The organism is Streptomyces sp. NPDC008150 (assembly GCF_042956945.1).
Classification (GTDB): Bacteria; Actinomycetota; Actinomycetes; order Streptomycetales; family Streptomycetaceae; genus Streptomyces.
Map to the genome: position 1 here is coordinate 174,639 of NZ_JBIBHJ010000005.1, position 26,008 is coordinate 200,646.

Sequence of the window (26,008 nt, forward strand, 5' to 3'; positions counted from 1 at the left end):
CGCTCGCGCCCGCGGTCAACCGACCGTCCCCGCGCACGCTACGGTGGACCGGCCGAGGTTTCGGCGACATCCCGCGTACGACGAGGTGGGGGCACAGCAGCGCATGGCACAGGGCACGGTCCAGGTGACGCACACCGGAACCTCGCGGTGGCGGCGCCGCACGGGTGAGTACCCATCGCTCGCCGCAGCCCTGGAGGCGGCGGCCGACGGCGACGTCCTCACCATCGCCCCGGGCACCTACCGGGAGAACCTCGTCGTGGAGCGGGCGGTGACGCTGCGCGGCCCCGACAGCACGCCCGGTTCCGTCCGCATCGCGCCCCTGGACGGCGTCCCGCTGACCGTCCGCGCCTCCGCCGTGATCCAGGACCTGCACGTGGAGGGCCAGGACTCCGCGGCGCCCGCGCTGCTCGTCGAGGAGGGCACGCCCGAGCTGGTGGACATCCGGGTGGTCACCCGGTCCGCCGCCGGGATCGAGGTGCGCGGCGGCGCCCGGCCGACCGTCCGCCGCTGTGCCGTCGACAACCCCGCGGGCATCGGCATCGCCGTACTCGACGGCGGCGGCGGGGTGTTCGAGGAGTGCGAGGTCGTCGCGGCGGGGCAGGCGGGCGTCGCGGTCCGCGGGGGCGCGCACCCCCGCTTCGAGCGCTGCCGCATCCACCATGCCGCCGGTTCGGGCCTGACGGCGACCGGCGAGAACTCCGCGCTGGAGGCGGTGGGCTGCGAGGTCTACGAGGTCCGGGGCAGCGGCGTCCAGATCACCGGCCGGGCCACCGCGCACCTCACCGACTGCGACGTGCACCGCACCACGTCCGACGGCGTGACCCTCGACACCGACGCCGTGCTCACCCTCGCCGACTGCCGCATCCACGACATCCCGGAGAACGCGGTCGACCTGCGCTCGCGCTCCGTCCTGACGCTGACCCGCACCACGGTGCGCCAGTTCGGCCGCAACGGCCTGTCGGTGTGGGACCCGGGCACCCGCGTGGACGCCAACCAGTGCGAGATCTTCGACAGCACCGGCGACTACCCGGCGGTCTGGGTCAGCGACGGCGCGACCGCCGTCCTCGACTCGTGCCGCGTGCACGACGTGCCGGACGCGCTGTTCGTGCTGGACCGGGGTTCGCGCGCCGACGTCGTCGACAGCGACATCTCGCAGGTGCGCAACACCGCCGTGTCCGTGAGCGACGGCGCCACCGCGCAGCTCGACGACTGCCGCATCCGGGACGCGGCGACGGGTGCCTGGTTCCGCGACCACGGCAGCGGCGGCACCCTCAACGGCTGCACGCTGGACGGCACCCAGACCGGCGTGATCGTCACCAAGGGCGCCGACCCGACGATCGAGCGCTGCACGGTGGAGTCCCCCGCGGAGGCCGGGTTCTACGTGTCGGCCGGCGGCCGGGGCAGCTTCCTGGGCTGCCGGGTCACGGGCAGCGGCGGGTACGGCTTCCACGTCATAGACGGCTGCCGCACCACCCTGAAGCGGTGCCGCACCGAGAGATGCGCGCGCGGCGGCTACGAGTTCGCGGAGGGCGGCGGCGCGGACGGCGCTCCCGGTTCGGGCCCCGTCGTCGAGGACTGCACGGGCGACGAGAGCGGTGCCGGGCTGCGGCCGCCGCCCCCGGTCCACGAGTCCGCGGTGCAGACGGCGACCCTGACGCCCGGCCTGCTCGCAGCGGTGCCGGACCAGCGCGCCACCGCGACGGCCGTTCCCGAACAGCCCGTCCCCGCGCGGCAGTCGCAGGACGTGATGGGTGAACTCGACGCGCTGGTCGGCCTGGAGAGCGTCAAGCGGGAGGTACGGGCCCTCACCGACATGATCGAGGTGGGCCGGCGCCGCAAGGAGGCCGGCCTGAAGGCGGCGTCCGTCAAGCGGCACCTGGTCTTCACGGGCTCCCCCGGCACCGGCAAGACGACGGTCGCGCGGCTGTACGGCGAGATCCTGGCGTCGCTCGCGGTACTGGAGAAGGGGCACCTGGTCGAGGTGTCCCGCGTGGACCTGGTCGGCGAGCACATCGGCTCGACCGCGATCCGCACCCAGGAGGCCTTCGAACGGGCGCGCGGCGGCGTGCTGTTCATCGACGAGGCGTACGCGCTGTCGCCGGAGGACTCGGGGCGCGACTTCGGCCGGGAGGCCATCGACACGCTGGTGAAGCTGATGGAGGACCACCGCGACGCGGTCGTGGTGATCGTGGCCGGCTACACCGCGGAGATGGAGCGGTTCCTGTCGGTCAACCCCGGTGTGGCCTCGCGGTTCTCCCGCACCATCACCTTCGGCGACTACGGCCCGGAGGAACTGCTGCGGATCGTGGAGCAGCAGGCCGAGGAACAGGAGTACGCGCTCGCGCCCGGCGCGTCCGAGGCCCTGCTGAAGTACTTCACGGTGCTCCCGAAGGGACCCGCCTTCGGCAACGGCCGCACCGCACGGCAGACGTTCGAGGCGATGGTCGAAAGGCATGCGAGCCGGGTGGCCCAGGTCGCCGACCCGAGCACCGACGACCTGACCCTCCTGTACGCGGAGGACCTGCCCGAACTGCCTTGATTCGCGGGCTTGTTCGGGGCAACGGGGCAACGTCTCACGGGCCGGGTCCCGGGGGCTTCCCCCGGCCCGCGAGACGGGCGAGGGGGCCGCGCGCGTCACCCGGCGAGCGCGGAGCCCGAACCGGTGCGGGGAGCGGGTGGTCGTCGGTGCGGCCGTGCATCAGGGTTCCGGCAGCGGCGGCCGGTGGGCCTCGGGGCCCCGGCGGGCAGCGGCAGCGCCGACCGTCGGTGGGGTGGGTACGGCGGCAGGGGTCGCGCCGGCCGACGACCTCGCGGTGCGGACGTGCGCGACGGGCGCGGTCGACGGGGCCGCGGCGGGGCGGGAACCAGCGCCCGTGCTGCCGCCCCAGCGGGGCGCCGCAGGCCGGCAGGGCGCCGCGGGACCGGGCCGTCGCGGCGAGCACACCGCCCCGGAGCGTCCGGACAGTACGATCCGGCCGCCGGCGACCCGGGTCCAGGCCGCCGTCCGCGAGGTCGGGCCGGGCGCGCTGCGCGTGGCAGGGGTGGGCGGCGCGCTCCCGGGCCCGGCGCCCTTCGTCAGGCGTCGACCCGGCGAACCCAGGCGGGGCGGGAGGCGGGACGGGGACGCGCTCCGCACGGTCGGCCTCCTGCTGGGCCCCGCCCCGTGCCCGGCCGGTCCGCTCGCCCACGTCCGGCACGTTCCGGAGAGTTCCCCGGTCCGGGTGACACCGGGGGCGGCGCGGGGACCGCTGCGCAACCGGCCTGCGGGGGATTCACCGGTCGCCGGGCGGTGGCGCGGCGCGCGGCGGCGCGTGCGAGGATGGGGCGTCCGTGGCCCGCGGGGCGAAAAGGCTCGTGGGAGCGGGTTCGGTGGGCAGGCCGGGCGACTTGAGGCGAGAGGACCGGAGCGTACGTGAGCGAGAATCAGAACCTCCTCGCGGAGCAGCGACGGGCCCTGATCCTGGACGAGGTCAGGCGCCGGGGCGGGGTGCGGGTCAACGAGCTGACCCGCAAGCTCGGCGTGTCGGACATGACGGTCCGCCGCGACCTGGACGCGCTGGCCCGGCAGGGTGTGCTGGAGAAGGTGCACGGCGGCGCGGTGCCGGTGGTCGAGGCGAGCACCCACGAGCCGGGCTTCGAGGCGAAGTCGGGTCTGGAGCAGTCCGCCAAGGAGGAGATCGCGCGGGCCGCCGCCCAGTTGGTCGTGCCGGGCGCGGCGATCGCGCTGTCGGGCGGTACGACGACCTACGCGCTGGCCCAGCAGTTGCTGGACGTTCCGGACCTGACCGTGGTCACCAACTCGGTGCGCGTGGCGGACGTCTTCCACGGGGCGCAGCGCACCTCCCCGCAGCGGCCGGGCGCGGGCACGGTCGTGCTGACCGGCGGGGTGCGCACGCCGTCGGACTCCCTGGTGGGTCCGGTGGCCGACCGGGCCATCGCGGCGCTTCACTTCGACGTGCTGTTCCTCGGCGTGCACGGCATATCGGCGGAGGCCGGGCTGTCGACGCCGAACCTCGCGGAGGCGGAGACCAACCGCCGCCTGGTGCAGTCCGCGCGGCGCGTCGCGGTGCTGGCCGACCACACCAAGTGGGGCGTGGTGGGCCTGAGTTCGTTCGCGGAGCTGCACGAGGTGGACACGCTGGTGACCGACCCGGGGCTGCCGGCGGCCGCCCGCGCCGAGGTCGCGGAGCACCTGCACCTGATCGTGGCGGGCGAGCAGCCCGAAGAGGCCGGGGCGGAAGCCGAGTTCTGAGCCCCATGCCGCAAGTGCGCGCAGGACGCGCGGACTTGCGGCTCGTTCGCGGCGGCCGGCGTCAGTCGGGCCATGCCCCGGTGTCCAGCAGGGTCGTGATGGTGTCGCTGAACGGTGCGATGTCCAGGCCCTGTTGGGCGAGCCAGGCGTCCGAGTAGTACTTGTCGAGGTAGCGGTCGCCGGGGTCGCACAGCAGCGTGACCACGCTGCCCCGGCGCCCCTCGGCCACCATCTCGGCCACGATCCGCAGCGCGCTCCACAGCCCGGTGCCCGTCGAGCCGCCCGCCCTGCGGCCGATGACCCGCTCCAGCGCGCGGACCGCGGCGACACTCGCCGCGTCCGGCACCTTCATCATCCTGTCGATGGCCCCCGGCACGAAGCTCGGCTCCATGCGGGGCCGTCCGATGCCCTCGATGCGGGAGGAGGAGTCGCAGGTGACGTCCGGGTCGGCGGTCGTCCAGCCCTCGTAGAAACAGGAGTTCTCCGGGTCGGCGACGCAGACGCGGGTGTCGTACTGCATGTAGTGGACGTAGCGGGCGAGGGTCGCGGAGGTGCCGCCGGTGCCGGCCGTCGCGACGATCCACGCGGGTTCGGGGAACCGCTCCATCTCCAGCTGCCGGAAGATCGACTCGGCGATGTTGTTGTTGCCGCGCCAGTCGGTGGCCCGTTCCGCGTAGGTGAACTGGTCCATGTAGTGGCCGCCGGTCCTGGCCGCGAGGGCCGCGGACTCCTCGTACATCGTGCGCGGGTCGTCCACGAAGTGGCACTGCCCGCCGTGGAATTCGATGAGGCGGCACTTCTCCGCGCTCGTCGTACGCGGCATCACCGCGACGAAGGGGACCCCGATCAGCTTCGCGAAGTACGCCTCCGAGACGGCGGTCGAGCCGCTGGACGCCTCGACGACGGGGCGGCCGGGCCGGATCCAGCCATTGCACAGCCCGTAGAGGAAGAGCGAGCGGGCGAGGCGGTGCTTGAGGCTGCCGGTGGGGTGGGTGGACTCGTCCTTGAGGTAGAGGTCGATGCCCCACGGCTCCGGCAGGGGGAAGCGGAGCAGGTGCGTGTCGGCCGACCGGTTCGCGTCGGCCTGCACCTTGCGGACGGCTTCTTTCAGCCAGCTCCGGTAGGCGGGATCGGTGCGGTCCGCGTCGAGCGTCACGCCGGTCCGGGTCTGCTGGGGCGTAGTCACGGCGAGCTCCTCGATCGTCACGCCGACGCGCCGAGCGCGGCCGGACACCCCGATCATAGACACCATCCGCACGCTTCTCACCTGCATAAACACCCCTTTGGGTGCCTCAAAGCAGGCGCGGGGGGCGGTATCCCGTCCGCCATGTGGAGGGGGCGCACTCCGTCACGTGCTCCCGGCGACAGGTACCCGAATCATTGCGTACTGGTGCTCGACACCCGAGGCGGGCAGACTGCACCGGGCGGGACGAAGGTCCCGAACGGGGGTGTGTGGGCAGGACCAGGACAAGCGAGCCGGACGACCCGCGCGGGACCACGTTCCGGCTCACCGACGTGCGCGGAGGGGCGGGGCATCGATGACCAGTGACTCCGAACGCGGGCTCTGCGCACGGGAGTCGGCCCCGCCGGGAACCGCGCCCCGGGACCGCGCGCACGCTCCGGCACCGCCGGAGCACCGCGCGCACCGCCCCCGCGGCGGCAGGCCGTCGACCTCCGCCGTGCGCACGACGCGCCCCCGGTACGCGCCGCCCGACCGGACACCCGCGGCACTGACCGGCAAGCGGTACCTGATCACGCCTGGCGACAACGATCCGCCCGCGCCGCGGCCCCGGAGCCACGGCCCCCGCGTGCCGCGAGTTGCGGTACCGCACCCCCTGGGCCACGCTGGTCTCACGTCACTCTGGGTTTACCGGCGACAACGCTGCGAACCAGCCCGCCGGGCTCGACAGCGAACAGCCGTTGCCACCGGGCAACTTGTTGGATCCGTACTCCTTCTTCCGGACCTCACGTCGGGGAGTCGCAGCCGTGATCAGTCACCCAAGCAAACACTGCACGGTAGAGCTGCAGGCTCTGCCGTCGCGGATCGGCCAGGTCCGCCGAATCGTCTCGGCGCAGTTGCGCTACTGGCATCTTGACCCCCTGATCGACCGGGCCGCGCTCGGCGTGACGGAGTTGCTGACCAACGTCCACCGGCACGCCCGGACGGACAAGTTGTGCACCGTGGAGATCGAGCTGCTGCTCGACCGTCTCATGGTGTCCGTCCGCGACCACGATCCCCGGATCCCGGTGATCGAGGACGCCGAAACCTTTGCCACCTGCGGGCGCGGGCTCGCGATGGTGGCGGCGGTGAGCGAGAGCTGGGGCGTGCGCCCGGACGGCGAGGAGGGAAAGGTCGTCTGGTTCACCCTGCCGACCTCGCCCGCCGCCCCGGAACCGGTCCGCACCACCCTGCGCACGTCGGTGGGCAAGACCGCCCACCGGTTCGCCGAGGTCGAGCGGCCGGTCGACCTCACCCGGCCGGGGCACGCACCCGCCCGGTCCGCCGTCGCCGGCTGAACCGGCCGTTCGCCGGCTGAACGGCCCGTCCGTCCGCGCGTGTTCGCCGTCCGGCACGCCTCCCCGTGTGGGGGCGCGTGCCGGACGGCCAACACGTACGCACGGGCGTGAGGGCGCCAACTCGCCCCTCAGAGCGCCGGGTTGCGGCCCGCAGCGCCGAAGTGCTCGTCCAGCACGGACATCCGGCGCCAGTACTCCTCCTCGTCGATCTCCCCCGAGGCGAACCGCCGCCCCAGCACCGCGAGGGGCGAGTCGCCCGCCGGGCGCCGGGCGTCCATGGCGCGCCACGGTCCGCCACGTCCGCGTCCGCGCCAGGCCGTTCGGCGCAGGACCGTGACGACGCCGATCACGACCGCCGCCCAGATCAGCGGGAACAGCAGGATCCACGGTCCGGGACCGCCGTTGAAGTCGGCCAGGGTCTCCATGTCGATTCATCTCCTTGAGGGCTCGCCACTGCTGCTTCGAGCGTCGCCCCCGGGGCGGGTTCGTGTCGTCGTACGGCCGGCGACAGTGCGCGTACCGCCGCCGGAGCAGCACTCGGGCGCAGGCACTCCTCCCACCGCGAGAACCCGCCCGGCCCGGCGTGCGCGGCGGCGCCCTTGCCGTCTGTACCTACTGGTATGTACGGTCGGCGCATGAGCACTACTGAGCGGCTGATCGAGTCCACCCGCGAACTGCTGTGGGAGCGCGGTTACGTCGGCACGAGTCCGCGCGCGATCCTGGAACGGGCCGGGGCCGGGCAGGGCAGCATGTACCACCACTTCAAGGGCAAGCCGGACCTCGCCCTGGCCGCCGTGCGGCGCACCGCCGAGGAGCTGCTGGCGTCCGTCGCGGCGGTGCTCGGCGCCCCCGGCACCCCCTACGAGCGGATCGAGGCGTACCTGCGCCGCGAGCGCGACGTCCTGCGCGGCTGCCCCGTCGGGCGGCTCACCATGGATCCCGAGATCATCGCCAGCGCCGAACTGCGCGCCCCCGTCGACGAGACGCTCGGCCGGGTCCGCGAGCTGCTCGCCGGCATCGTCGAGGAGGGCAGGGAGCAGGGGCAGTTCGACCCGTCCCTGGACGGCGAACGGACCGCCGCGACCATCCTCGCGACCGTGCAGGGCGGTTACGTGCTCGCCCGCGCGTCCGGTTCCCCGGCGGCCTTCGACGACGCCGTCTCCGGGCTGCTCGCCCTGCTCACGGCCGCGAACGGCACCCCCGGTCCGGTCCCGCGCACCACCACTCGCTGAGGAGAACCCGCATGTACGCGCTCCAGTACCCCCTCGTCCTCCCCGCCGACTACGACATGGGGATCGTCCGGGACCGGGTGGCGCGGCTCGGCGCGCGGCTCGACGACTGGGACGGGCTCGGCGTGAAGGCCTACCTGGTCCGTGAGCGCGGGGTGCACGGGTCGCCGGTCAACGAGTACGCCCCGTTCTACCTGTGGAACGGCCCGGCCGGCATGAACTCCTTCCTCTGGGGCGGCCCGTTCCAGGGCATCGTCGACGACTTCGGCCGCCCCGAGGTGCACCAGTGGACGGGCCTCGCGTACGAGGAGGGGGCGGCGGGCGCGGCGGGCGCCGTGACCGCGGTGCGCGACGTGCGGCCGGTGCCGGATGGCGTGCCGCTGGCCGGGCTGATGGAGGAGGCCGTGACCGCGACCCGGCGGCTGGCGGCCGCGAGCGGCGCGGTGCTCGCCGCGGCCGCGGTGGACGCCCGGCGCTGGGAGCTCGTCCACTTCTCCCTCTGGGACAGCGGCTCCCCCGCCGCCACCGGGGACGTGTACGAGGTCCTGCACGTCTCCCAGCCGGAACGGGACCGGCTGCCGCGGGGCCGGCAGTGGTGAACCCCGCCCCGCCGTGCGCGCCGGCGGGGCGGGGTCAGGCCAGGGCCGTCAGCGGGTCGTCGAGCACCGGCTGCCACGCCAGTTCGGCCGCGCCCACCAGGCTGTTGTGGTCCAGCGTGCACGCCAGGATCGGGACGCCGCCGCTCTGGCCCCAGAGGCTGCGGTCGGCCACGACGGCGCGCAGCCGGTCGGGGTCGGCGTCGAGCAGGCCGCGGTGCAGGCCGCCGAGGATGATGCGGTCCGGGTTGAAGATGTTCACCAGCCCCGCGAGGCCGAGTCCCAGCCGGTCGATCAGCGTCTCGGCGGCGGTGCGGACCGCGGGTTCCGCGTAGTGGTGGCGCAGCAGTTCCTCGGACTGCCGCAGCAGTGAGCCCACCGGGCCGGGGTCGCGCCCCGCGGCGGTCAGGAAGGCCAGCGGGTCGGCCTCGACGTCGAGGCAGCCGCGGCTGCCGCAGTGGCAGGGGCGTCCCTCGGGGTTGACGGTGAGGTGGCCGACTTCGAGGGCGAGTCCCGAACTGCCCGTGTGCAGGCGGCCGTCCAGGACCAGCGCGCCGCCGACGCCCCGGTGTCCGGTGGCCACGCACAACAGGTCCCGGGCGCCGCGGCCCGCCCCGTGCCGGTGTTCGGCGAGGGCGGCGAGGTTGACGTCGTTGCTGGTGAACGCGGGTACGGCGAGCCCGGCCTCGCGGACCCGCTCGGCGAAGATGCGGCGCACCGCGGCTCCGGCGGGCCATGCCAGGTGCAGCGGGTTGAGGGCGAGGCCGTCCGGTTCGGCCACGGCGGACGGCACGGCGAGCCCGGCGCCGACGCACCGGCGCCCGGTCTCGCGCAGCAGGTCGGTGCCCGCCTCGACGACGGAACGGAGAACCTTGGCCGGGTCCGCGTCGACGGTCTCGCAGCCGGGGGCCGTGGCGACGATCCGGCCGCCCAGCCCGACCAGCGCCGCCCGGAAACCGTCGGCGTGCACCTGCGCGGCGAGCACCACCGGGCCGTCGTCGGCCACCGTCAGGCGGTGCGAGGGCCGGCCCTGCGAACCGGCGGCGGCGCCGGGCCTGGCGTCCACACGGATCAGCCCCAGCGCCTCCAGCTCGGCGGCCACGGCACCGGCGGTCGCACGGGTCACGCCCAGCTCGGCGGTGAGCACGGCACGGGTCGGCGCGCGCCCGGTGTGGACGAGCTCCAGCGCGGGACCGAGCGCTCCGCGCCCGCGGTCGAGCCGCGTCCGGGACGAGGTCCCGGAAGACCCGGGCGTGGACCCGGCCGTGGATCCGGCCGTGGATCCGGCCGTGGATCCGGAAGGGGTGCCGGAGGAGGTGCCGGGGATGCCGGAGGACGCGCCGGACCTGGGTCCGGAGGGGGTTCCCGAGGTGGTTCCTTCCCCCACGTTCCGGGGGTCCGCCTTGCCGCTCATGAGGGGGAGTCTCCCATGATCCGCTCAGCCGCTGCCCGGCGCGGTGTCCGCCCCGAGGCCACTCACCCGCAACGTGATGTTCAGACGGCCGGTCAGTCCCAGCCCCGCGGGCGCGGTCCCCGCGTGCACCCGCGGCACACCGTGGAAGGCGAACCGGGAGTCTCCTCCGAACACGAAGAGGTCGCCACTGCGCAGCTCGACGTCGGTCCAGGGGCGGTTGCGCGTCTCGGCGTTGCCGAAGCGGAAGACGCAGGTGTCTCCGAGGCTCAGCGACACCACGGGCGCCCCGGACCGCTCGTCGCCGTCCTTGTGCATGCCCATGCGGGCGTCGCCGTCGTAGAAGTTGACCAGGCCGACGTCGTACGCGGCCTTCTCGGCGGCGTCCGCGCCGAGCGCCTCGGCCACCGCCCGGCGGCCCAGTTCGCCCAGCCACCGGGGAAACGGCTTCACCGGGGAGCCGTCCCCGTCGACCACCGTGCGGGCGTAGGCGTACGGGTACCAGTGCCAGCCGAGGCACACCTGCCGGGCGGTCATCGTGCCGCCGCCGGGGGTGCGCACCGTGCGCAGGCCGGCCGGCGGGCGGGCCCACTCCCGGCAGGCGGCGAGCAGTTCGCGCTGGGCCCCGGCGTCCAGCCAGTCCGGCACGTGCACCGCGCCGGGGGCGACCTCCGTACGGTCGCGGGGGAACAGTTCGGCCTCCGTCGCGTGTGTCCACTCGTGCTCCGCTTCCATACCCTCCATCCTCGCGCACCCGCCCCACGTGCACGTGGGGCGAGCGGGACGGGGGCGGGAGCGCGCCGGAACAGGGCGGCAACCGGCCAGAGCGAACGGCCGCGGGACAGCCGGGCGGCGACAGGCTCTAGCCTTGGACCACGATGAACGACCGTATGACGACCCCCTGGGGTGAGCTCGACCTGGCCCGTTTCCCCGAGGACCCGCGCGACCGCCTGCGCGCCTGGGACGCCTCCGACGAGTACCTGCTCGGCCACCTCGCCGATCTCGGCACCCCGCTGTCCGGCACGGTCGTGATCGTGGGCGACCGCTGGGGCGCGCTGGCCACGGCTCTCGCGGCGCACCGGCCGGAGCAGATCACCGAGTCGTACCTCACGCAGGAGGCGACCCGGGTCAACCTGGCGCGCAACGGCGTGGAACCCGGCACCGTGCGCCTGCTGACCACGCAGGACACGCCACCGGACCGCGTGGACGTCCTGCTGGTGCGGGTGCCCAAGAGTCTCGCGCTGCTGGAGGACCAGTTGCTGCGGCTGGCCCCGGCCGTGCACGCCGGAACGCTCGTCGTCGGCACGGGCATGACCAAGGAGATCCACACCTCCACCCTGAACCTGTTCGAGCGGATCATCGGCCCGACCCGGACCTCGCTCGCGGTGAAGAAGGCACGGCTGATCCACTGCACACCCGAGCCCCAGGACCCGCCCGCCGCGAACCCCTGGCCCAACCGGTACGCGCTGCCCGACGGCATCGGCGTCCTGTCGGGGCGGACCGTCGTCAACCACGCGGGGGTCTTCTGCGCCGACCGGCTCGACATCGGCACCCGCTTCTTCCTCTCCCACCTGCCCACGGGCAGCGGCGCCCGGCACGTCGTGGACCTGGGCTGCGGCAACGGCGTCGTCGGCACCGCGATGAGCGTGGCCGACCCCGAGGCCGAAGTCCTGTTCGTGGACGAGTCGTTCCAGGCCGTCGCCTCCGCCGCGGACACCTACCGGGCGAACGGGGTGCCCGGACATGCCGAGTTCAGGGTCGGCGACGGTCTGGCGGGGCTGCCGGACGCGAGCGTGGACCTGGTGCTGTGCAACCCGCCCTTCCACTCCCACCAGGCGACGACGGACACGACCGCCCGCCGCATGTTCGCCGACGCCCGCCGCACCCTGCGGCCCGGCGGGGAACTGTGGGTGGTGGGCAACCGGCACCTCGGCTACCACGTCACCCTGCGCAGGCTGTTCGGCAACAGCGAAGTGGTCGCCGGGGACCCGAAGTTCGTGGTGCTGCGGGCCGTCCGGCGCGACCGGCGGCGGCCCGCCGACGGCGCTCCCGGAACGGCCCTCGGAGCGGACGGGACCGGACGCGGAGACGGCTGAGCTGCGCGTTCTCCGGCCGTCGGCCGCCTGCCGACGCGGCCCGCCGACGTGGTCCGTCCCACAGCGGACGGCCGCGTGAACTCCTTGTGGGACCCCGGGAGCCCTTCTACGCTGCCTTTTGTGCCGCTCATAAACAAACACGTCCCGCACACCGTCGTGCCGGACGACTCCCTGACCCGTCTCCGCATCGCCGTCACCGTGTTCTTCGCGCTCGACGGCTTCATCTTCTCCGGGTGGGTGGTGCGCATCCCGGCGATCAAGGAACAGACGGGCGCCTCCGCCAGCGCGCTGGGCCTCGCCCTGCTGGGAGTCTCGGCCGGGGCGGTGATCACGATGATGCTCACCGGCAGGCTCTGCCGCCGGTTCGGCAGCCATCCCGTGACGGTCGTCTGCGCGGTACTGCTCTCGCTGAGCGTGGCACTGCCCCCGCTCACCCACTCGGCCGTCGCGCTCGGCGGGGTGCTGCTGGTGTTCGGCGCCGCCTACGGCTGCCTGAACGTCGCCTTCAACAGCGCGGCGGTCGACCTGGTCGCGGCACTGCGGCGGCCGATCATGCCGAGCTTCCACGCCGCGTTCAGCCTCGGCGGCATGACGGGAGCCTCACTCGGCGGTCTCGTCGCGGGCTCCCTCTCCCCCACCCGGCACCTGCTCTGCCTCACCGTCATCGGCCTGATCGTGACCGTCGCGGCGGGACCGACACTGCTGCGGATCCAGCCGCCGGTGCCGGGGGTCGCGGGGGCGACGGGGGCGACGACCGGGGCGGGATCGGCGGCAGGGGCGGGATCGGCCGGGGGGTCGGGTCCAGGATCGGCTTCGGGTTCAGGTCGGGAGCCGGGTTCAGGTCGGGAGCCGGGTTCAGGTCGGGAGCCGGATTCAGGTCGGGCGTCGGCTTCCGTTCCCGAAGTTGCCCACGCCGAAGCCGAGTTGGCGCCGGAGAAGGAGAAGAACCTCGGCGGTGCCGCCGTGCCCGCACAGCGCCGTCCGGCCACCTCCGCCAACTCCCGTGCGCTGGTGGCCGTGTTCGGTCTGATCGCCCTGTGCACGGCTTACGGCGAAGGCGCCATGGCCGACTGGGGCGCCCTCCATCTCCAGCAGGACCTGGCCGCCTCGCCGGGCGTCGCGGCGGCCGGGTACGCATGCTTCACCCTCGCGATGAGCCTGGGCCGTCTCACCGGCACCACGCTGCTGGAGCGCCTCGGCCGCTCCCGCACCCTTGTCGTCGGCGGCGCGACCGCGGCGGTGGGCATGCTGGTCGGCGCGCTCGCACCGACCCTGTGGGCGGCGCTGGCCGGCTTCGCCGTCACGGGCCTGGGCCTCGCCAACATCTTCCCGGTCGCCATTGAGCGCGCCGGCGCCCTGGCGGGCCCCGGAGGCGTGGCGACCGCTTCGACCCTGGGTTACGGCGGCATGCTCCTCGGGCCGCCCGCGATCGGCTTCATGACCGACTGGTTCTCGCTCCCCGCGGCGCTCACCAGCGTCGCGGTCCTGGCGGCGGTCGCGGCGACCGTCGGCTACGCGTCACGCAACGCGGCGGCGGACTGACGGCCTGGGACCGGTCGGGGGCGCGACCGGTCGGGGCGCGCCCGGCCCGCCCCCGACGTCGCTCAGCCCAGCCAGCCCGGCCGCACCAGGCCCGACTCGTAGGCCATGACGACCAGTTGGGCCCGGTCGCGGGCGCCCAGCTTCACCATCGTCCGGCTCACGTGCGTCTTCGCGGTGAGCGGGCTGACGACGAGGCGGCGGGCGATCTCGTCGTTGGACAGGCCGAGTCCGACCAGGGCCATCACCTCCCGCTCGCGGTCGGTCAGCCCGTCGAGCACACCCGCGTGCGCCGGGGTCCTGGAGCGCGCGGCGAACTCCCCGATCAGCCGCCGCGTCACCCCGGGCGACAACAACGCGTCGCCCCGCACCACCGCCCTTACGGCGCGCAGCAGTTCGTCCGGCTCGGTGTCCTTGACGAGGAATCCCGAGGCGCCCGAACGGATCGCCTCGAAGACGTACTCGTCCAGCTCGAACGTCGTGAGCATCACGACCCGGACACCCTCCAGGTCCGCGTCACCGGTGATGGCCCGGGTCGCGGCGAGACCGTCGAGCGTGGGCATGCGGATGTCCATCAGGACGACGTCCGGGCGCAGTTCGCGCACCTTGCGCAGCGCCTCCCCGCCGTCCGCGGCCTCACCGGTCACCTCGATGTCGGGCTGCGCGTCGAGCAGCGCCCGGAACCCGGCCCGCACCAGCACCTGGTCGTCCGCCAGCAGTACTTCGATCACCGGCTCTCCTCCCTCGCCCGGGTCGGCAGCACCGCGAGCACCCGGTAGCCGCCGTCCGGCCGCGGACCCGCCTCGATCGTCCCGCCGAGGGCTGCGGCACGCTCCCGCATGCCGGCCAGTCCGTTGCCGCTGCCGCCCGCGTCGGCCCCCGTGGCGGGACCGTCGTCGTCGACCCGCAGGCGCAACGACGACCGCTCCGCGTCGTAGTCCACGCGCACGCGCGCGTGGCGCGAGCCGGAGTGCCGTACGACGTTGGTGAGCGCCTCCTGCACGATGCGGAACGCGGCCAGGTCCGCGCCGGGCGACAGCCGCGGCACCTCGCCCTCCACCTCGACGGAGAGGCCCGCCGCCCGTGCCTGCGCCGCCAGTTCGGCCAGCCGGTCCAGGCCGGGGGCCGGTGCCCGCGGCGCGTCCCCAGGCGCCCGCAGCCGGTCCAGCACCTGGCGGACCTCGTCGAGGGCCTCCTTGCTGGCCGACTTGATCGTGGTGAGCGCGCTGCGGGCCTGCTCGGGATCGTCGTCGAGGAGCGCGAGCCCCACGCCCGCCTGCACGTTGATGACGGAGATGCTGTGCGCCAGCACGTCGTGGAGCTCCCGCGCGATCCGCAGCCGCTCCTCGTCCGCACGGCGCCGGGCCGCCTGCGCCCGCTCGGCACGGTCCCGGTTCCACTGCTCGTGCCGGATCCGGGCCAGCTCCGCGAAGGCGACCACCGCGACGCCCCAGGCCGCCACCACCACTTCCTGCCCGACCGGCGCCGGCCCGTCCCCCGACGGCGGCAGCAGACGGTAGAGCCAGTGAGCGATCACCAGATGCCCCGCCCACAACAGCCCGAGGGCCGTCCACGCGGCGCGCCGGTGCCCGGTGACCACGGCGGCGAAGCACGCCACCACCACGGTGAACAGCACCGGCCCGTACGCGTAGCCCGCCCCGAGGTAGACCAGCACCGTCACCGCCGTGCCCCACACCACGGCCCTTGGGTACCGGTGCCGCCACAGCAGCAGCGCGCAGGCCAGGGCCAGCAGCGCGTACGCGGCCGCGCCGAGCCCCACCCGCTCCCCCTCCTGCGCCCGCGCCGCGGCACCGGTGCCGACCATCACCACGACGGTGACCAGCACCGTGGAACGCCACGGCCACCGGTCCCCCGCCTCCGCGTCCCGCCCCCAGGCCGGCCGCCCGTGCCAACGGCCGTACGGCACACCGCCCCGGCGCCCCCTCCCCCGCCGCCGCGGCGGACGCCCACGCCGACGCGGCGCCGAGGACCCGTGCGGGGAGGAGGACGGATGGGACGGCGACTGCGACGGTGGCGGGGGCGGATTCGACACGTGCTCAGCCTCCATGCCCGCCACGCTAACCGCCGCTCGGGCCGACCCGCGTCCCCCGAGCGGGGCGACCGACCGTACTTCCCACGGAGTACGCGCCGGTCAGCGGGGCGTGGGTTCCGCGGGGCGGCGGGCCCGGGTGCTGCGGGGCGGGTGCGCCCGGGTGCCGTGGGGCGTTGGGTGCCCGGTGCGGGCGGGCCCGAGTGCCACGGGGCGGGCGGCTTCGCGGGCAGGAAGCCCGGAGACGGCGATGCGAAGGTGGGCGATCGCCCGGCGGACGCATGAGCGAGGGGCAGGGCGAGAGCGGCGGACACGGGCGCGCGGGAGCGGCGGTCTACGCACCGGTCAGCGAGGCTGCGGGACGGATGCGACTGCCGCGGAACGGGTGGTCCGAGTGCAGCGGCACGAGGACCTCGCAGGCAGGCAGCCCGGAGACGGCCGACGCGAAGGCGGGCGACCGCCCGGCGGACACAGGAGCAGGGGGCGGGACGGCGGAAGCGGCGATCTACGCGCACGTCATCGGGCCTGCGGAACGGGTAGCCCGGTTGCCTAGGAGCGAGGGACCCCACGCCCAGGCAGCCGGGCGAGGGGGCAGGGCGGGGGCGGCGGTCTACGCACCAGGTCATCGGGCCCGCGGGACGGATGCGAGTGCCGCGGAGCGGGTGGCCGCGGGTGCCGCAGAGCGAGGGGCCCCAGAGCCAGGCAGCCCGGAGACGGCCGACGCCAAGGCGGCCGACCGCCCCGCGGACACGGGCGCGAGGGAGCGGGGCAGGGAACGGCGGACCCACGAGCGGGGCCGGCGGTCTCGTGGTGACCGCACCGCCGGTCCGCCCTCCCCGCCCGCTCAGCCGGCGTTGCCCCGCTGCGGCGCACGCCCCTTCTGCGGGTAGACCAGACCGACCGCGTGGGCGAGTTGCGCCACCGCGTGCCGGAAGAACGTCCCCCTGTCCTCGACCACCCGGCTGAACTGCCCGAACAGCTCGAAGTTCACCATCCCGTACAGCTGTGCCCACGCGGCCACCAGCGCCGCCACCACCTCGGGCGGCAGGTCGGGCGCCAGGTCGGCGGCCATCCGCTCGGCCTCGGGGCGCAGTTCGGGCGCGAGCGGCGGCTTGGCCAGCCCGAGCCCCTGGTGCGCGTCGCGGACGACACCGATCAGCAGGAGCCCGACCCGCGCGGCGGCGGGCACGGTCGTGTCGGGCGCGACGTAGCCGGGCACCGGCGAACCGTAGATCAACGCGTACTCGTGCGGGTGCCCCAGCGCCCAGCCGCGCACCGCCTCGCACACGGCGGCCCAGCGGCTCAGCGGCGCGGCCTCCGCCACGGCGTCGTGCGCGGCGTCGGCAGCGTCACCGAGGGAGTTGTAGGCGTCGATGATGAGAGCGGTCAGCAGCTCGTCGCGGCTGGGGAAATAGCGGTAGAGGGCCGACGAGACCATGCCCAGCTCACGCGCCACCGCGCGCAGCGACAGCGCGGCACCGTCGTTGGCCAGTTGTCTGCGCGCCTCGTCCTTGATGGCCGCGGTGACTTCGTTCCTGGCCCTGGCGCGGGCACCCTGCGTGCTGTTGCTCATGCAGGCAGTCTGCCACGCATGCAGAGCGGTGCACACAGAGTGGAGCACTGCTCTGCAAACGGATCGGCGCTCTCACCCGTGAGCACCGGTCACACTGCGGAGCGCCGCTCACCAGCGAGAGCGCCGCCCGCACCGGAGAGCACCCGTCAGCTCAGAGAGCGATGCACACAAAAGAGATCAGCGATCTAAAACGAGAGCACCGCTCTTGCAATAGAGCACCGATCCGCGCACACTGAAGACATCGAGAGAGCACTGTTCACAAAACAGAGCACCGCTCACATTCGTCAGGGGAACGTCATGCCGTCTTCAGCGTCCGAGCCCACGCCCGCCTCCACGACCAGCACCACCGCCCCCACCACCCCCAGCAACCCCACCACCCCCGCCAACCCCACGGCAGGCTCCGCCGCCCCGTCCGCATCCGCGCCCGCCTCCGCAGCCACCCCCACCCCCGGGCCGTACTACCTCAAGGGCAGCCCCCTGGCGGTCCGGCTCAACGCGGTCATCGGGTGGCTGGCGCGGCACGGTGTCAGCCTCGTCGGCACGGCGGAGATGTCGGTGCGCGGGCGCAAGAGCGGCAAGATGCAGCGCGTGCCCGTCAATCCGCACACACTGAACGGCACCCAGTACCTGGTCTCGGCCCGCGGCCACTCGCAGTGGGTGCGCAACATGCGTGCCGCCGGAGGCGGTGAGCTGCGGGTGGGGCGCAAGGTACGGGAGTTCACCGCGGTGGAGCTGCCCGACGCGGAGAAGCTCCCGGTCCTGCGGACCTACCTGGAGAAGTGGGGCTGGGAGGTCAACCAGTACTTCCAGGGGGTCACCGCGAAGTCGACGGACGAGGAGATCGTCGCGGCGGCGGGTGACCACCCCGTCTTCCGGATCGCGGTCAGGGGCTGACGTCCTGGCCGGCGGCGTCGCGGCCGTCGCCCTCGTCACCGTGCGGAGCGTGTGAACCGTGCTCGGCCGAGTTCTCCGCACCGGCACCCGCACCCGCACCCGCGCTCGCACCCGCCTGGTCCCCGCCCGGGGCGGCGGCGGCAGCGTCGGCGTCGAGGCCGGCCCGGCGGTTGAACGCCGCCAGCGCCTTCTGCGCGACGGGGTGCGAACGGACCAGCTCGCCCAGCGTGGTCGCGCCGCGCGTGATGTCGGCGAACGCCTTCCAGGCCGGGCGGAATCCGGTGAGCGCCGCGTGGAACAGGCCCGGCCTGCGCTCGAAGACGGACAGCATGGTGCGGCCGACGCTCATCTCGACGCCGAGGCCGGCCTTGATGGCGAACGCGTAGTTGAGGGCCTGCCGACGGGCGTCGACCGCGTCGTGCGCCTCGGCGATCCGGACCGCCCACTCGCCCGCGAGCCGTCCGGAGCGCAGGGCGAAGGAGATGCCCTCACGGGTCCACGGCTCCAGCATTCCGGCCGCGTCGCCGCACACCAGCACCCGGCCGCGGGACAGGGGCGAGTCGGCGGAGCGGCAGCGCGTCAGATGCCCGGAGGAGATGCTCGGCTCGAAGCCGGCCAGCCCGAGCCGGGCGACGAAGTCCTCCAAGTACCGCTTGGTGGCGGCGCCTTCGCCGCGTGCGGAGATCACGCCGACGGTGAGGGTGTCGCCCTTGGGGAACACCCAGCCGTAACTGCCGGGCATGGGGCCCCAGTCGATGAGGACGCGCCCGCGCCAGTCCTCGGCCACGGTCTCGGGGACCGGGATCTCGGACTCCAGACCGAGGTCGACCTGGTCGAGCTTCACGCCGACATGTGCTCCTATGCGGCTGGCGCTGCCGTCCGCGCCGACGACGGCACGCGCGAGCACCGTCTCGCCGCCCTGGAGGACGACGGCGACCGTGCGCCGGTCGGGCACGGCGGAACCGTGCTGTTCGACACGGGCGACGGTGGCGCCGGTGCGCAGTTCGGCGCCGGCCTTCTGCGCGTGCTCGACGAGCTGCTGGTCGAACTCGGGCCGGTTGATCAGCCCGAACAGCATCTGCTTGGAACGCCGGGTCCGCGTGAAGCGGCCGTTGTTGGTGAAGGTGACGGCGTGCACCCGGTCCCGCAGGGGCAGTTCGAACCCGGGCGGGAGGGAGTCGCGGGAAGGACCGATGATGCCGCCGCCGCACGTCTTGTAGCGGGGCAGTTCCGCCTTCTCCAGCAACAGCACGCGCCGCCCGGCGACCGCCGCCGCGTAGGCGGCGGAGGCCCCCGCCGGTCCCGCACCCACCACGACGACGTCCCACACCCGCTGTACGTCGTCCGCCGAAGAGTTCTCGCTGCTCACGATGGTCTACTGCTCCCGATCAAACCGCCTGCCGCACCTGACCCCCGCATCCTACGGCGGGCATCGCCGCAGGCCGCTGTGGGAGGATCGGCTGTATACGCGTACCGCACACCGATACGCGACCGCACCCGCATGATCATCCGTACACAGAAGTGCCCGGAAGCACAAGAGGTGCACGAAGTACCAGCAAGCACAACCCAGTACAACAGCAGACGCAAGGAGCGTACCCATGTCGTCGCATCCGGTCGCGGAGACCGTCGCCTCCCTCATGCCGAGGGCGAGGACCGAGCTCTCCGAGCTGGTGTCCTTCAAGTCGGTGGCGGACTTCGAGCAGTTCCCGAAGGTCGAGAGCGAACTCGCGGCGGGCTGGATCGCCGACGCGCTGCGCGCCGAGGGCTTCCAGGACGTGGCGCTGCTCGACACGCCGGACGGCACCCAGTCGGTGTACGGCTATCTGCCCGGCCCCGAGGGCGCGAAGACGGTGCTGCTCTACGCCCACTACGACGTGCAGCCCCCGCTGGACGAGGCCGCGTGGACCACGCCCCCGTTCGAACTGACCGAGCGCGACGGCCGCTGGTACGGGCGCGGCACCGCCGACTGCAAGGGCGGGGTGCTGCTGCACCTGCTGGCGTTGCGGGCGTTGAAGGCCAACGGCGGTGTGCCGGTCAACGTGAAGGTGATCGTCGAGGGTTCGGAGGAGCAGGGCACCAGCGGCCTCGAAACCTACGCGGAGGAGCACCCGGACCTGCTGACGGCCGACAGCATCGTCATCGGCGACGCCGGCAACTTCCGGATGGGGCTGCCCACCGTCACCACGATCCTGCGCGGCATGTCGATGGTGCGCGTGCGCGTGGACACCCTGGAGGGCAACCTGCACTCGGGGCAGTTCGGCGGTGCGGCGCCGGACGCGCTGGCCGCGCTGATCCGGGTCCTGGACTCGCTGCGCGCGGAGGACGGCTCCACGACGGTCGACGGGCTGCCCGCCGACGCCGCCTGGGACGGACTCCAGTACGGGGAGGCCGACTTCCGCCAGGACGCGCACGTGCTGGACGGTGTCGAACTGATCGGTTCGGGCACGGTCTCGGACCGCATCTGGGCGCGTCCCGCGGTGACGGTCCTGGGCATCGACTGCCCGCCGGTCGTGGGCGCGACTCCGTCCGTGCAGGCGAGCGCACGGGCGCTGGTGAGCCTGCGGGTGCCGCCGGGCGTGGACGCGGACGAGGCGAACAAGCTGCTCCAGGCGCATCTGGAGAAGCACACGCCGTGGGGCGCCCGGGTGAGCGCCGAACAGGTGGGCCGCGGCCAGGCGTTCCGCGCGGACACGACCAGCGGCGCGTACCGGGCGATGGCCGAGGCGATGGCCGTCGCGTATCCCGGCCAGGAGATGCAGTACGCGGGCCAGGGCGGCTCGATCCCGCTGTGCAACACCCTCGCGACGCTGTACCCCCGGGCGGAGATCCTGCTGATCGGGCTGAGCGAGCCGGAGGCCCGTATCCACGCGGTCGACGAGAGCGTCTCGCCTGACGAGCTGGAGCGGCTCTCGGTGGCCGAGGCCCTCTTCCTCCGCAACTACGCGGCGAGTTGACCTGCCGGCCGGCCACGCCCTCCGGTGCCACCTCCACGGCACCGGGAGTCGCGGCCCGCGGTACGCCCTGACGTGCCCGCGCAGTCGCCGAGTTGACGCCCGGTCCGGTCAACGCCCGTTCGGCGCCCCGGCCTTGGGGCCGCCCTGCGGCTGCTCTCCCGGTGGCTGCTCCCCCGCGGCGACGGGCACTCCGGCCTCCAGGTAGAGCACCGTCGACCGTTCACGGGCGCGCAGTGCCCAGCGGAGCCGCTCGTAGCGGACGGGCGGCAGGAGTTCGGCGGCCTCGGTCTCCGACGCGAAGCGCCAGCCGCGGAGTTCGGGACCGGGGAGGAGCAACTGCCGTACCCGCGTGGCGTCGAGGGGGCCGCCGTCGAAGAGCAGCCGCAGTCCGCCGTAGCCGGGCGGCGCGGGCCGCTCCCAGTCGACGACGAGCAGCCGGGGCACCTCGTCGAGGTGTACGCCGGTCTCCTCGGCGACCTCGCGCACACCGGCGCGGGCGGGTGCCTCGCCCGGTTCGACGACACCGCCGGGGAACTCCCAGCCCGCCTTGTAGGTCGGGTCGACGAGTAGGACGCGGTCCTGGTCGTCGAAGAGCAGGACGCCCGCGGCGACGGTCTCGGCGGTGGGCTCCGGCGTCTGCACGATGTCGCAGGCGGGCGCGGTGTCGCTGCTGACGGCCGCCGCGATCCTGACGGCCGTCTCGTACGGGGTGAGGTCGCTGGTGTCGACGACGTGCGCGTCGGCGGCCAGCCAGGAGGCGAGGGCGGCGCGGTAGGGCTCGATGCGGTCGTAGGACCACTGCCCGGTCCGGTCGGCGGCGTCGGGGCCGTCCGGCACGGCCGCCCGGACCGCTATGCGCTCCCGCAAAATCGTTTCCGCCGGGGCGAGCAGGATGTGCCGGACAGCGATGCGGCGGGCCGCGAGGCCGCCGAAGATCTCGTCGCGGTACTCCTGGCGCAGCAGCGTCCCGGGGACGACGAGGGTGCCGCCCAGTTCGGCGAGCATCGCCGCCGCGGTGTCGATGACGAGGCGCCGCCAGATCGGCAGGTCCTGGTAGTCGCCGACCTCCGCCAGATGCTTGGCGGGGAGGAGGTGCGCGAGGGAGTCACCGACGGCCTCGGGGTCGAGGATCGTGGAGTTCGGGATCAGTTCGACCAGTTCTCGCGCGGTGGTGCTCTTCCCCGCACCGAACGCCCCGTTGACCCAGACGATCACGTTTCCCCCTCTGCTGTCGGCCCCCTGTGGCTTGCCCGTTCCACCCTGCCACGGAAACCAGTTCGAGATGAGGGCGGCAACGGTGAGGCGCCCGCGCCCCGGGAGACCGGGGTGCGGGCGCCTCGTGGCCGACGCGATGACGGAGAGGGGCGATGCGCGGGACCGTCGCTTGCGGGCGACCGTCAGCTGTTCTGCCCCAGGGCGTTGTCGTCGATCGCGAGGCTGTCGCTGGCGACGGTGTGGTCGAGGGTGCTGACGGTGTCCCCCACGTTCAGGTCCTTGAGGCCGTCGGCGTCGGCCGCGTGGGACGGGGTGACGGCCGCGACGGCGAAGCCGGTGGCGAGGGAGGCGATGGCGAGCATGGCGCGCTTCTTCATGGCCGGTTCAACTGTGGACCGCCCCCGAGGTCACGCTCCGGGCCCCGACCGGACGCGGAGACGTGGCTCCCGGGGCACACGCACCGGCCCGGCACGGAAGCCACCCGCGTGCCCGCGCGGCACGGAAGCCGTCCCACCAGAAGCCGCACCCACCCGGCACGGAAGCCGTCCCGCCACGAGCCGCGGGACTCAGACCCCCGCCGCGGTCGCCCCCTCGCGGGACGCGAGCGCCGCGGCCGCCGCTCCGACCAGTCCCGCGTCCGTGCCCATCTGGGCCGGCGCGACGGTCAGGCCCTGCACGAAGGAGAGCGTGGCGTAGTCGCGCAGCGCCCTGCGCAGGGGCGTGAAGAGCACGTCGCCCGCCTTGCCGACGCCGCCGCCGACGACCGCTATGTCGATCTCGACCAGGGTCGCCGTGGCGGCGATGCCGGCCGCGAGGGCCTGGGCGGCGCGTTCGAAGGAGGCCACGGCCACCGGGTCGCCCGCGCGGGCCGCCTCCGCCACCGCGGCGGCCGACGTGTCGCCGTCGGGTCCGGGCCGCCAGCCGCCCTCGACGGCGCGGCGGGCGATGTTGGGGCCGCTGGCGATGCGTTCCACGCAGCCGCGCGCGCCGCAGGGGCACGGGTCGCCGTCGAGGTCGACGCTGATGTGGCCGATGTGACCCGAGTTGCCGGTGGGTCCGGGGTGGAGCCGCCCGTTGAGGATCAGGCCGCCGCCGACGCCCGTGGAGACCACCATGCACAGCGCGTTGTCGTGGCCGCGCGCGGCGCCCTGCCAGTGCTCGGCCGCCGTGACGGCCACACCGTCGCCGATGAGCTGGACGGGCAGTCCGCCGGTCGCGTCGCGCACCCGGTCCACCAGCGGATAGCCGCGCCAGCCGGGCACGTTGACCGGGCTGACGGTCCCGGTGGAGGCGTCCACCGGGCCGGCGCTGCCGATTCCGACGGCCGTGGCGCGCTCCCACAGCGGCGAGGCGGTCAGGTCGGCGACCACCGCCGCGACGGCCCCCATGACGGTGTCGCCGTCCTCCTGGGCGGGGGTCGGACGCTGGGCCCGGACCAGGATCCGGCCCTGGTCGTCGACCAGGGCCCCGGCGATCTTGGTGCCGCCGATGTCGAGGGCCGCCACGAGGTCGGTGTGCATGAGTGTCGGTTCTCCCCGTCGAACATGAGACAGAAGCTGGCCGGTCCGGCGGTGGGGGCGCGGACCGGTAAGGGCGACGGACAGTCTCCCCCGTCATGACAACGTTGTCCAGGCTCTATGCTCGACGCCACAACCGAACGCTCCCGACACCCCCGCCCGCCCGGCACCGGCCCGCCGCACATCCGCCCGCGACACCCCGGACATCCACGCTCCGGCCAGGCCCCCGCCCCACCACCGCTCCACCCGACCGAAGCACCACGTGGACGACAGGACAGGACAGCGCACCGTGCCCGAGACCGCACGCCGGCCCGAGAACCGCTACGGAAACCGTCCGACGATGAAGGACGTGGCGGCGCGCGCGGGCGTCGGCCTGAAGACCGTGTCGCGCGTGGTCAACGGCGAGCCCGGAGTCACCCCCGAGACCGAGAGACGGGTCCGGGAGGCCATCGGCGCCCTCGGCTTCCGCCGCAACGACAGCGCGCGCGTGCTGCGCAAGGGACGCACCGCGAGCATCGGGCTCGTCCTGGAGGACCTGGCCGACCCGTTCTACGGACCGCTGAGCCGGGCCGTGGAGGAGGTGGCCCGCAGCCACGGCGCACTGCTGATCAACGGGTCGAGCGCCGAGGACCCGGAGCGCGAGCAGGAGCTGGTGCTCGCGCTGTGCGCGCGCAGGGTGGACGGCCTGGTCGTCATCCCCGCCGGTGAGGACCACCGCTATCTGGAGCCCGAGCTGAAGGCGGGGGTGGCCACCGTGTTCGTGGACCGTCCCGCCGGGCGGATCGCCGCGGACGCGGTGCTGTCGGACAGCTACGGCGGCACCCGCGACGGCGTGGCGCACCTGATCGCCCACGGTCACCGCCGGATCGGTTTCATCGGTGACATGCCGCGCATCCACACGGCGGCCGAGCGGCTGCGCGGCTACCGGGCGGCGATGGAGGACGCGGGGATACCGGTCGGCCGGTCGTGGGTGTCGCTGGGCGGCACCGAACCGGAGCGGGTGCGCCGCGCCGCCGAGGACATGCTGTCCGGCGACGACCCGGTCACGGCGATCTTCGCGGGCAACAACCGGGTGACCGTCACCGTGGTCCGGGTGCTGGCCGAACAGCCGCGCCCGGTGGCCCTGGTGGGGTTCGACGACCTCGAACTGGCCGATCTGCTGCGGCCTGGCCTGTCGGTGGTGGCGCAGGACGCGACGGCACTGGGCCGGACCGCCGCCGAGCGGCTGTTCGGGCAGCTCGACGGCACCCTCGTCACGCCGGAGCGCGTCGAACTCCCGACCCGGCTGATCGCCCGCGGTTCGGGCGAACTGCCTCCCGCGGACTGAACGCCCGTGGACGACCGCACACTTGAGGCGCTCGGTCTGGCCGGGGCGCCGCGCGACCACCCGCTGAGCTATCCCGGAGTGTGGCCGGCCGCCTCGTCCCTCCTGGACGGGGACCGGCTGCTGCCCCTGGACCAACGGGAGTTCCCCGGCCGCACACCGGTGCTCGCCGTGGGCTCGAACGCGAGCCCGGCCCAGCTCCGGCACAAGATGGCCGAGTTCGGCGTCACGTCGGCCCTGCCGATGGTCCGTGCCCGGGTGACGGGACTCGGTGTCGGCGTGTCCGCGCACGTGAGCCGGATGGGCTACGTGAGCGCCTCGCCGTTCCACGCGCCGGACGCGGAGCGGGAGTTGTTCGTCCTGTGGCTGGACGCGCGGCAGCTCGCCGTGGTCGACGCCAGCGAGGGGGCGTCCCGGCCCGACGGCAACTACGCCCGCGCCTGGCTGCCCGCCGAGGCCGTGCGGATCGAACCGGCCGACGGCACTTCCCCGCCGGGCGCGTACGGGTACGTCAACCGGCACGGCATCCTGCACGACGGCACCGGAACTCCCCTGCGCCACAACGGGGAACGGGCCCTGCTCACGGAACTGCTGCGCACCGTACCGGCGTTGCGTGCCCTGTTCGGTTCCACGCCCGAGGAGTTCGCCGAACGGGCGCGCGCCGATGCGGAGTTGTGCGCCCGGGGCACGCGGCTGTTCCTGGCGGAGGGGATGGTGACGCGGTCGGGTCTGGAGCGGTACGTGCGGCCCTTCCCGGCCGGCGAGGGCGTGCGCGCCCCCGCCGGCCGGCGGGAGTCGACCGAGCTGACCGACTGAACGCAGTCCCTCCGGACCGGAGGCA

General features: G+C 74.1%; 22 protein-coding genes. 11 read left to right on the forward strand and 11 right to left on the reverse strand.

The features are described from left to right. Positions 1–103: 103 nt before the first annotated feature. Both ACFZA0_RS14870 and ACFZA0_RS14875 read left to right on the forward strand, forming a co-directional pair. Positions 104–2,539 (forward strand): right-handed parallel beta-helix repeat-containing protein, encoded by a 2,436-nt coding sequence (locus ACFZA0_RS14870; RefSeq protein ID WP_391015794.1) that lies wholly within the window; start codon positions 104–106, stop codon positions 2,537–2,539. Positions 2,540–3,412: 873 nt separating this feature from the next. Continuing rightward, positions 3,413–4,252 carry a DeoR family transcriptional regulator gene (locus tag ACFZA0_RS14875; RefSeq protein ID WP_391015797.1) on the forward strand — a complete coding sequence of 280 codons (840 nt, stop codon included), beginning with the start codon at positions 3,413–3,415 and terminating at the stop codon, positions 4,250–4,252. A gap of 61 nt (positions 4,253–4,313) precedes the next feature. On the opposite strand, the gene ACFZA0_RS14880 is transcribed toward ACFZA0_RS14875, so the two are convergent. Further along, on the reverse strand, positions 4,314–5,438 hold the full coding sequence (locus tag ACFZA0_RS14880) for a pyridoxal-phosphate dependent enzyme (RefSeq protein WP_391015800.1): 1,125 nt from the start codon (positions 5,436–5,438) through the stop codon (positions 4,314–4,316). Positions 5,439–6,238: 800 nt separating this feature from the next. Between ACFZA0_RS14880 and ACFZA0_RS14885 the strand changes: the two genes are divergently transcribed. Beyond that, entirely contained in the window at positions 6,239–6,769 is a 531-nt protein-coding gene (locus tag ACFZA0_RS14885; protein ID WP_391015803.1) for an ATP-binding protein, read from the forward strand. A gap of 128 nt (positions 6,770–6,897) precedes the next feature. On the opposite strand, the gene ACFZA0_RS14890 is transcribed toward ACFZA0_RS14885, so the two are convergent. Then, positions 6,898–7,194 (reverse strand): SHOCT domain-containing protein, encoded by a 297-nt coding sequence (locus tag ACFZA0_RS14890; RefSeq protein WP_391015805.1) that lies wholly within the window; start codon positions 7,192–7,194, stop codon positions 6,898–6,900. Positions 7,195–7,404: 210 nt separating this feature from the next. Between ACFZA0_RS14890 and ACFZA0_RS14895 the strand changes: the two genes are divergently transcribed. Next, a complete protein-coding gene (locus tag ACFZA0_RS14895; RefSeq protein ID WP_391015807.1) occupies positions 7,405–8,001 on the forward strand; it encodes a TetR family transcriptional regulator in 597 nt (198 codons plus the stop codon). A gap of 11 nt (positions 8,002–8,012) precedes the next feature. Continuing rightward, entirely contained in the window at positions 8,013–8,597 is a 585-nt protein-coding gene (locus tag ACFZA0_RS14900; protein ID WP_391015809.1) for a DUF4865 family protein, read from the forward strand. Between the two features lie 34 nt (positions 8,598–8,631). Here ACFZA0_RS14900 and ACFZA0_RS14905 read toward each other — a convergent pair whose 3' ends face one another. Both ACFZA0_RS14905 and ACFZA0_RS14910 read right to left on the reverse strand, forming a co-directional pair. Next, the gene (locus ACFZA0_RS14905) at positions 8,632–10,008 is read right to left on the reverse strand and encodes an ROK family protein (RefSeq protein WP_391015812.1); all 1,377 of its coding nucleotides are present in this window, start codon (positions 10,006–10,008) and stop codon (positions 8,632–8,634) included. A 24-nt stretch (positions 10,009–10,032) separates the two neighbouring features. Beyond that, complete coding sequence (locus ACFZA0_RS14910) at positions 10,033–10,749, reverse strand: alpha-ketoglutarate-dependent dioxygenase AlkB (RefSeq protein WP_391015815.1); 717 nt, start codon at positions 10,747–10,749, stop codon at positions 10,033–10,035. A 146-nt stretch (positions 10,750–10,895) separates the two neighbouring features. On the opposite strand from ACFZA0_RS14910, the gene ACFZA0_RS14915 reads away from it, so the two are divergent. Together ACFZA0_RS14915 and ACFZA0_RS14920 are read left to right on the forward strand one after the other, a co-directional pair. Continuing rightward, a complete protein-coding gene (locus tag ACFZA0_RS14915; RefSeq protein WP_391015818.1) occupies positions 10,896–12,101 on the forward strand; it encodes a methyltransferase in 1,206 nt (401 codons plus the stop codon). A 156-nt stretch (positions 12,102–12,257) separates the two neighbouring features. Further along, positions 12,258–13,643 (forward strand): MFS transporter, encoded by a 1,386-nt coding sequence (locus tag ACFZA0_RS14920; protein ID WP_391016539.1) that lies wholly within the window; start codon positions 12,258–12,260, stop codon positions 13,641–13,643. Positions 13,644–13,705: 62 nt separating this feature from the next. On the opposite strand, the gene ACFZA0_RS14925 is transcribed toward ACFZA0_RS14920, so the two are convergent. From ACFZA0_RS14925 to ACFZA0_RS14935, 3 genes are all read right to left on the reverse strand, one after another. Continuing rightward, on the reverse strand, positions 13,706–14,371 hold the full coding sequence (locus tag ACFZA0_RS14925; protein ID WP_391015821.1) for a response regulator: 666 nt from the start codon (positions 14,369–14,371) through the stop codon (positions 13,706–13,708). Next, positions 14,368–15,708, reverse strand: coding sequence for a histidine kinase (locus tag ACFZA0_RS14930; protein ID WP_391015822.1), 1,341 nt, complete (start codon positions 15,706–15,708; stop codon positions 14,368–14,370). Before ACFZA0_RS14930 ends, ACFZA0_RS14925 begins: the two co-directional genes overlap by 4 nt. A gap of 826 nt (positions 15,709–16,534) precedes the next feature. Beyond that, entirely contained in the window at positions 16,535–17,263 is a 729-nt protein-coding gene (locus tag ACFZA0_RS14935) for a WHG domain-containing protein (RefSeq protein ID WP_391015825.1), read from the reverse strand. 477 nt (positions 17,264–17,740) lie between these two features. Between ACFZA0_RS14935 and ACFZA0_RS14940 the strand changes: the two genes are divergently transcribed. Next, positions 17,741–18,157, forward strand: a complete 417-nt coding sequence (locus ACFZA0_RS14940; RefSeq protein ID WP_391016542.1) for a nitroreductase family deazaflavin-dependent oxidoreductase — start codon at positions 17,741–17,743, stop codon at positions 18,155–18,157. Here the strand turns inward: ACFZA0_RS14940 and ACFZA0_RS14945 are convergent. Beyond that, positions 18,147–19,526: a geranylgeranyl reductase family protein gene (locus ACFZA0_RS14945; RefSeq protein ID WP_391015828.1), complete on the reverse strand. Its 1,380-nt coding sequence runs from the start codon at positions 19,524–19,526 to the stop codon at positions 18,147–18,149. The two genes, ACFZA0_RS14940 and ACFZA0_RS14945, sit on opposite strands and share 11 nt — an antisense overlap. Positions 19,527–19,755: 229 nt before the next feature. Between ACFZA0_RS14945 and ACFZA0_RS14950 the strand changes: the two genes are divergently transcribed. Further along, positions 19,756–21,111, forward strand: a complete 1,356-nt coding sequence (locus ACFZA0_RS14950; protein ID WP_391015830.1) for a M20/M25/M40 family metallo-hydrolase — start codon at positions 19,756–19,758, stop codon at positions 21,109–21,111. A gap of 108 nt (positions 21,112–21,219) precedes the next feature. Here ACFZA0_RS14950 and ACFZA0_RS14955 read toward each other — a convergent pair whose 3' ends face one another. The 3 genes from ACFZA0_RS14955 to ACFZA0_RS14965 form a co-directional block, all read right to left on the reverse strand. Beyond that, complete coding sequence (locus ACFZA0_RS14955; RefSeq protein WP_391015832.1) at positions 21,220–22,326, reverse strand: NUDIX domain-containing protein; 1,107 nt, start codon at positions 22,324–22,326, stop codon at positions 21,220–21,222. A gap of 182 nt (positions 22,327–22,508) precedes the next feature. Next, positions 22,509–22,703, reverse strand: coding sequence for a hypothetical protein (locus ACFZA0_RS14960; RefSeq protein WP_391015834.1), 195 nt, complete (start codon positions 22,701–22,703; stop codon positions 22,509–22,511). A gap of 189 nt (positions 22,704–22,892) precedes the next feature. Further along, a complete protein-coding gene (locus tag ACFZA0_RS14965) occupies positions 22,893–23,846 on the reverse strand; it encodes an ROK family protein (RefSeq protein ID WP_391015837.1) in 954 nt (317 codons plus the stop codon). Positions 23,847–24,132: 286 nt separating this feature from the next. Here ACFZA0_RS14965 and ACFZA0_RS14970 point away from each other — a divergent pair, with 286 nt between their 5' ends. Together ACFZA0_RS14970 and ACFZA0_RS14975 are read left to right on the forward strand one after the other, a co-directional pair. Beyond that, positions 24,133–25,170 (forward strand): substrate-binding domain-containing protein, encoded by a 1,038-nt coding sequence (locus ACFZA0_RS14970; RefSeq protein ID WP_391015840.1) that lies wholly within the window; start codon positions 24,133–24,135, stop codon positions 25,168–25,170. 6 nt (positions 25,171–25,176) lie between these two features. Next, entirely contained in the window at positions 25,177–25,983 is an 807-nt protein-coding gene (locus ACFZA0_RS14975; RefSeq protein ID WP_391015842.1) for a hypothetical protein, read from the forward strand. Positions 25,984–26,008 lie beyond the last annotated feature (25 nt).

What these genes read in the sequence shown, in the direction of transcription:
- ACFZA0_RS14870 (WP_391015794.1), top strand. Translation starts at nt 104, where the DNA reads ATGGCACAGGGCACGGTCCAGGTGACGCACACCGGAACCTCGCGGTGG.
- ACFZA0_RS14890 (WP_391015805.1), bottom strand. Translation starts at nt 7,194, where the DNA reads ATGGAGACCCTGGCCGACTTCAACGGCGGTCCCGGACCGTGGATCCTG.
- ACFZA0_RS14895 (WP_391015807.1), top strand. Translation starts at nt 7,405, where the DNA reads ATGAGCACTACTGAGCGGCTGATCGAGTCCACCCGCGAACTGCTGTGG.
- ACFZA0_RS14900 (WP_391015809.1), top strand. Translation starts at nt 8,013, where the DNA reads ATGTACGCGCTCCAGTACCCCCTCGTCCTCCCCGCCGACTACGACATG.
- ACFZA0_RS14905 (WP_391015812.1), bottom strand. Translation starts at nt 10,008, where the DNA reads ATGAGCGGCAAGGCGGACCCCCGGAACGTGGGGGAAGGAACCACCTCG.
- ACFZA0_RS14910 (WP_391015815.1), bottom strand. Translation starts at nt 10,749, where the DNA reads ATGGAGGGTATGGAAGCGGAGCACGAGTGGACACACGCGACGGAGGCC.
- ACFZA0_RS14915 (WP_391015818.1), top strand. Translation starts at nt 10,896, where the DNA reads ATGACGACCCCCTGGGGTGAGCTCGACCTGGCCCGTTTCCCCGAGGAC.
- ACFZA0_RS14930 (WP_391015822.1), bottom strand. Translation starts at nt 15,708, where the DNA reads ATGGAGGCTGAGCACGTGTCGAATCCGCCCCCGCCACCGTCGCAGTCG.
- ACFZA0_RS14935 (WP_391015825.1), bottom strand. Translation starts at nt 17,263, where the DNA reads ATGAGCAACAGCACGCAGGGTGCCCGCGCCAGGGCCAGGAACGAAGTC.
- ACFZA0_RS14950 (WP_391015830.1), top strand. Translation starts at nt 19,756, where the DNA reads ATGTCGTCGCATCCGGTCGCGGAGACCGTCGCCTCCCTCATGCCGAGG.
- ACFZA0_RS14960 (WP_391015834.1), bottom strand. Translation starts at nt 22,703, where the DNA reads ATGAAGAAGCGCGCCATGCTCGCCATCGCCTCCCTCGCCACCGGCTTC.
- ACFZA0_RS14965 (WP_391015837.1), bottom strand. Translation starts at nt 23,846, where the DNA reads ATGCACACCGACCTCGTGGCGGCCCTCGACATCGGCGGCACCAAGATC.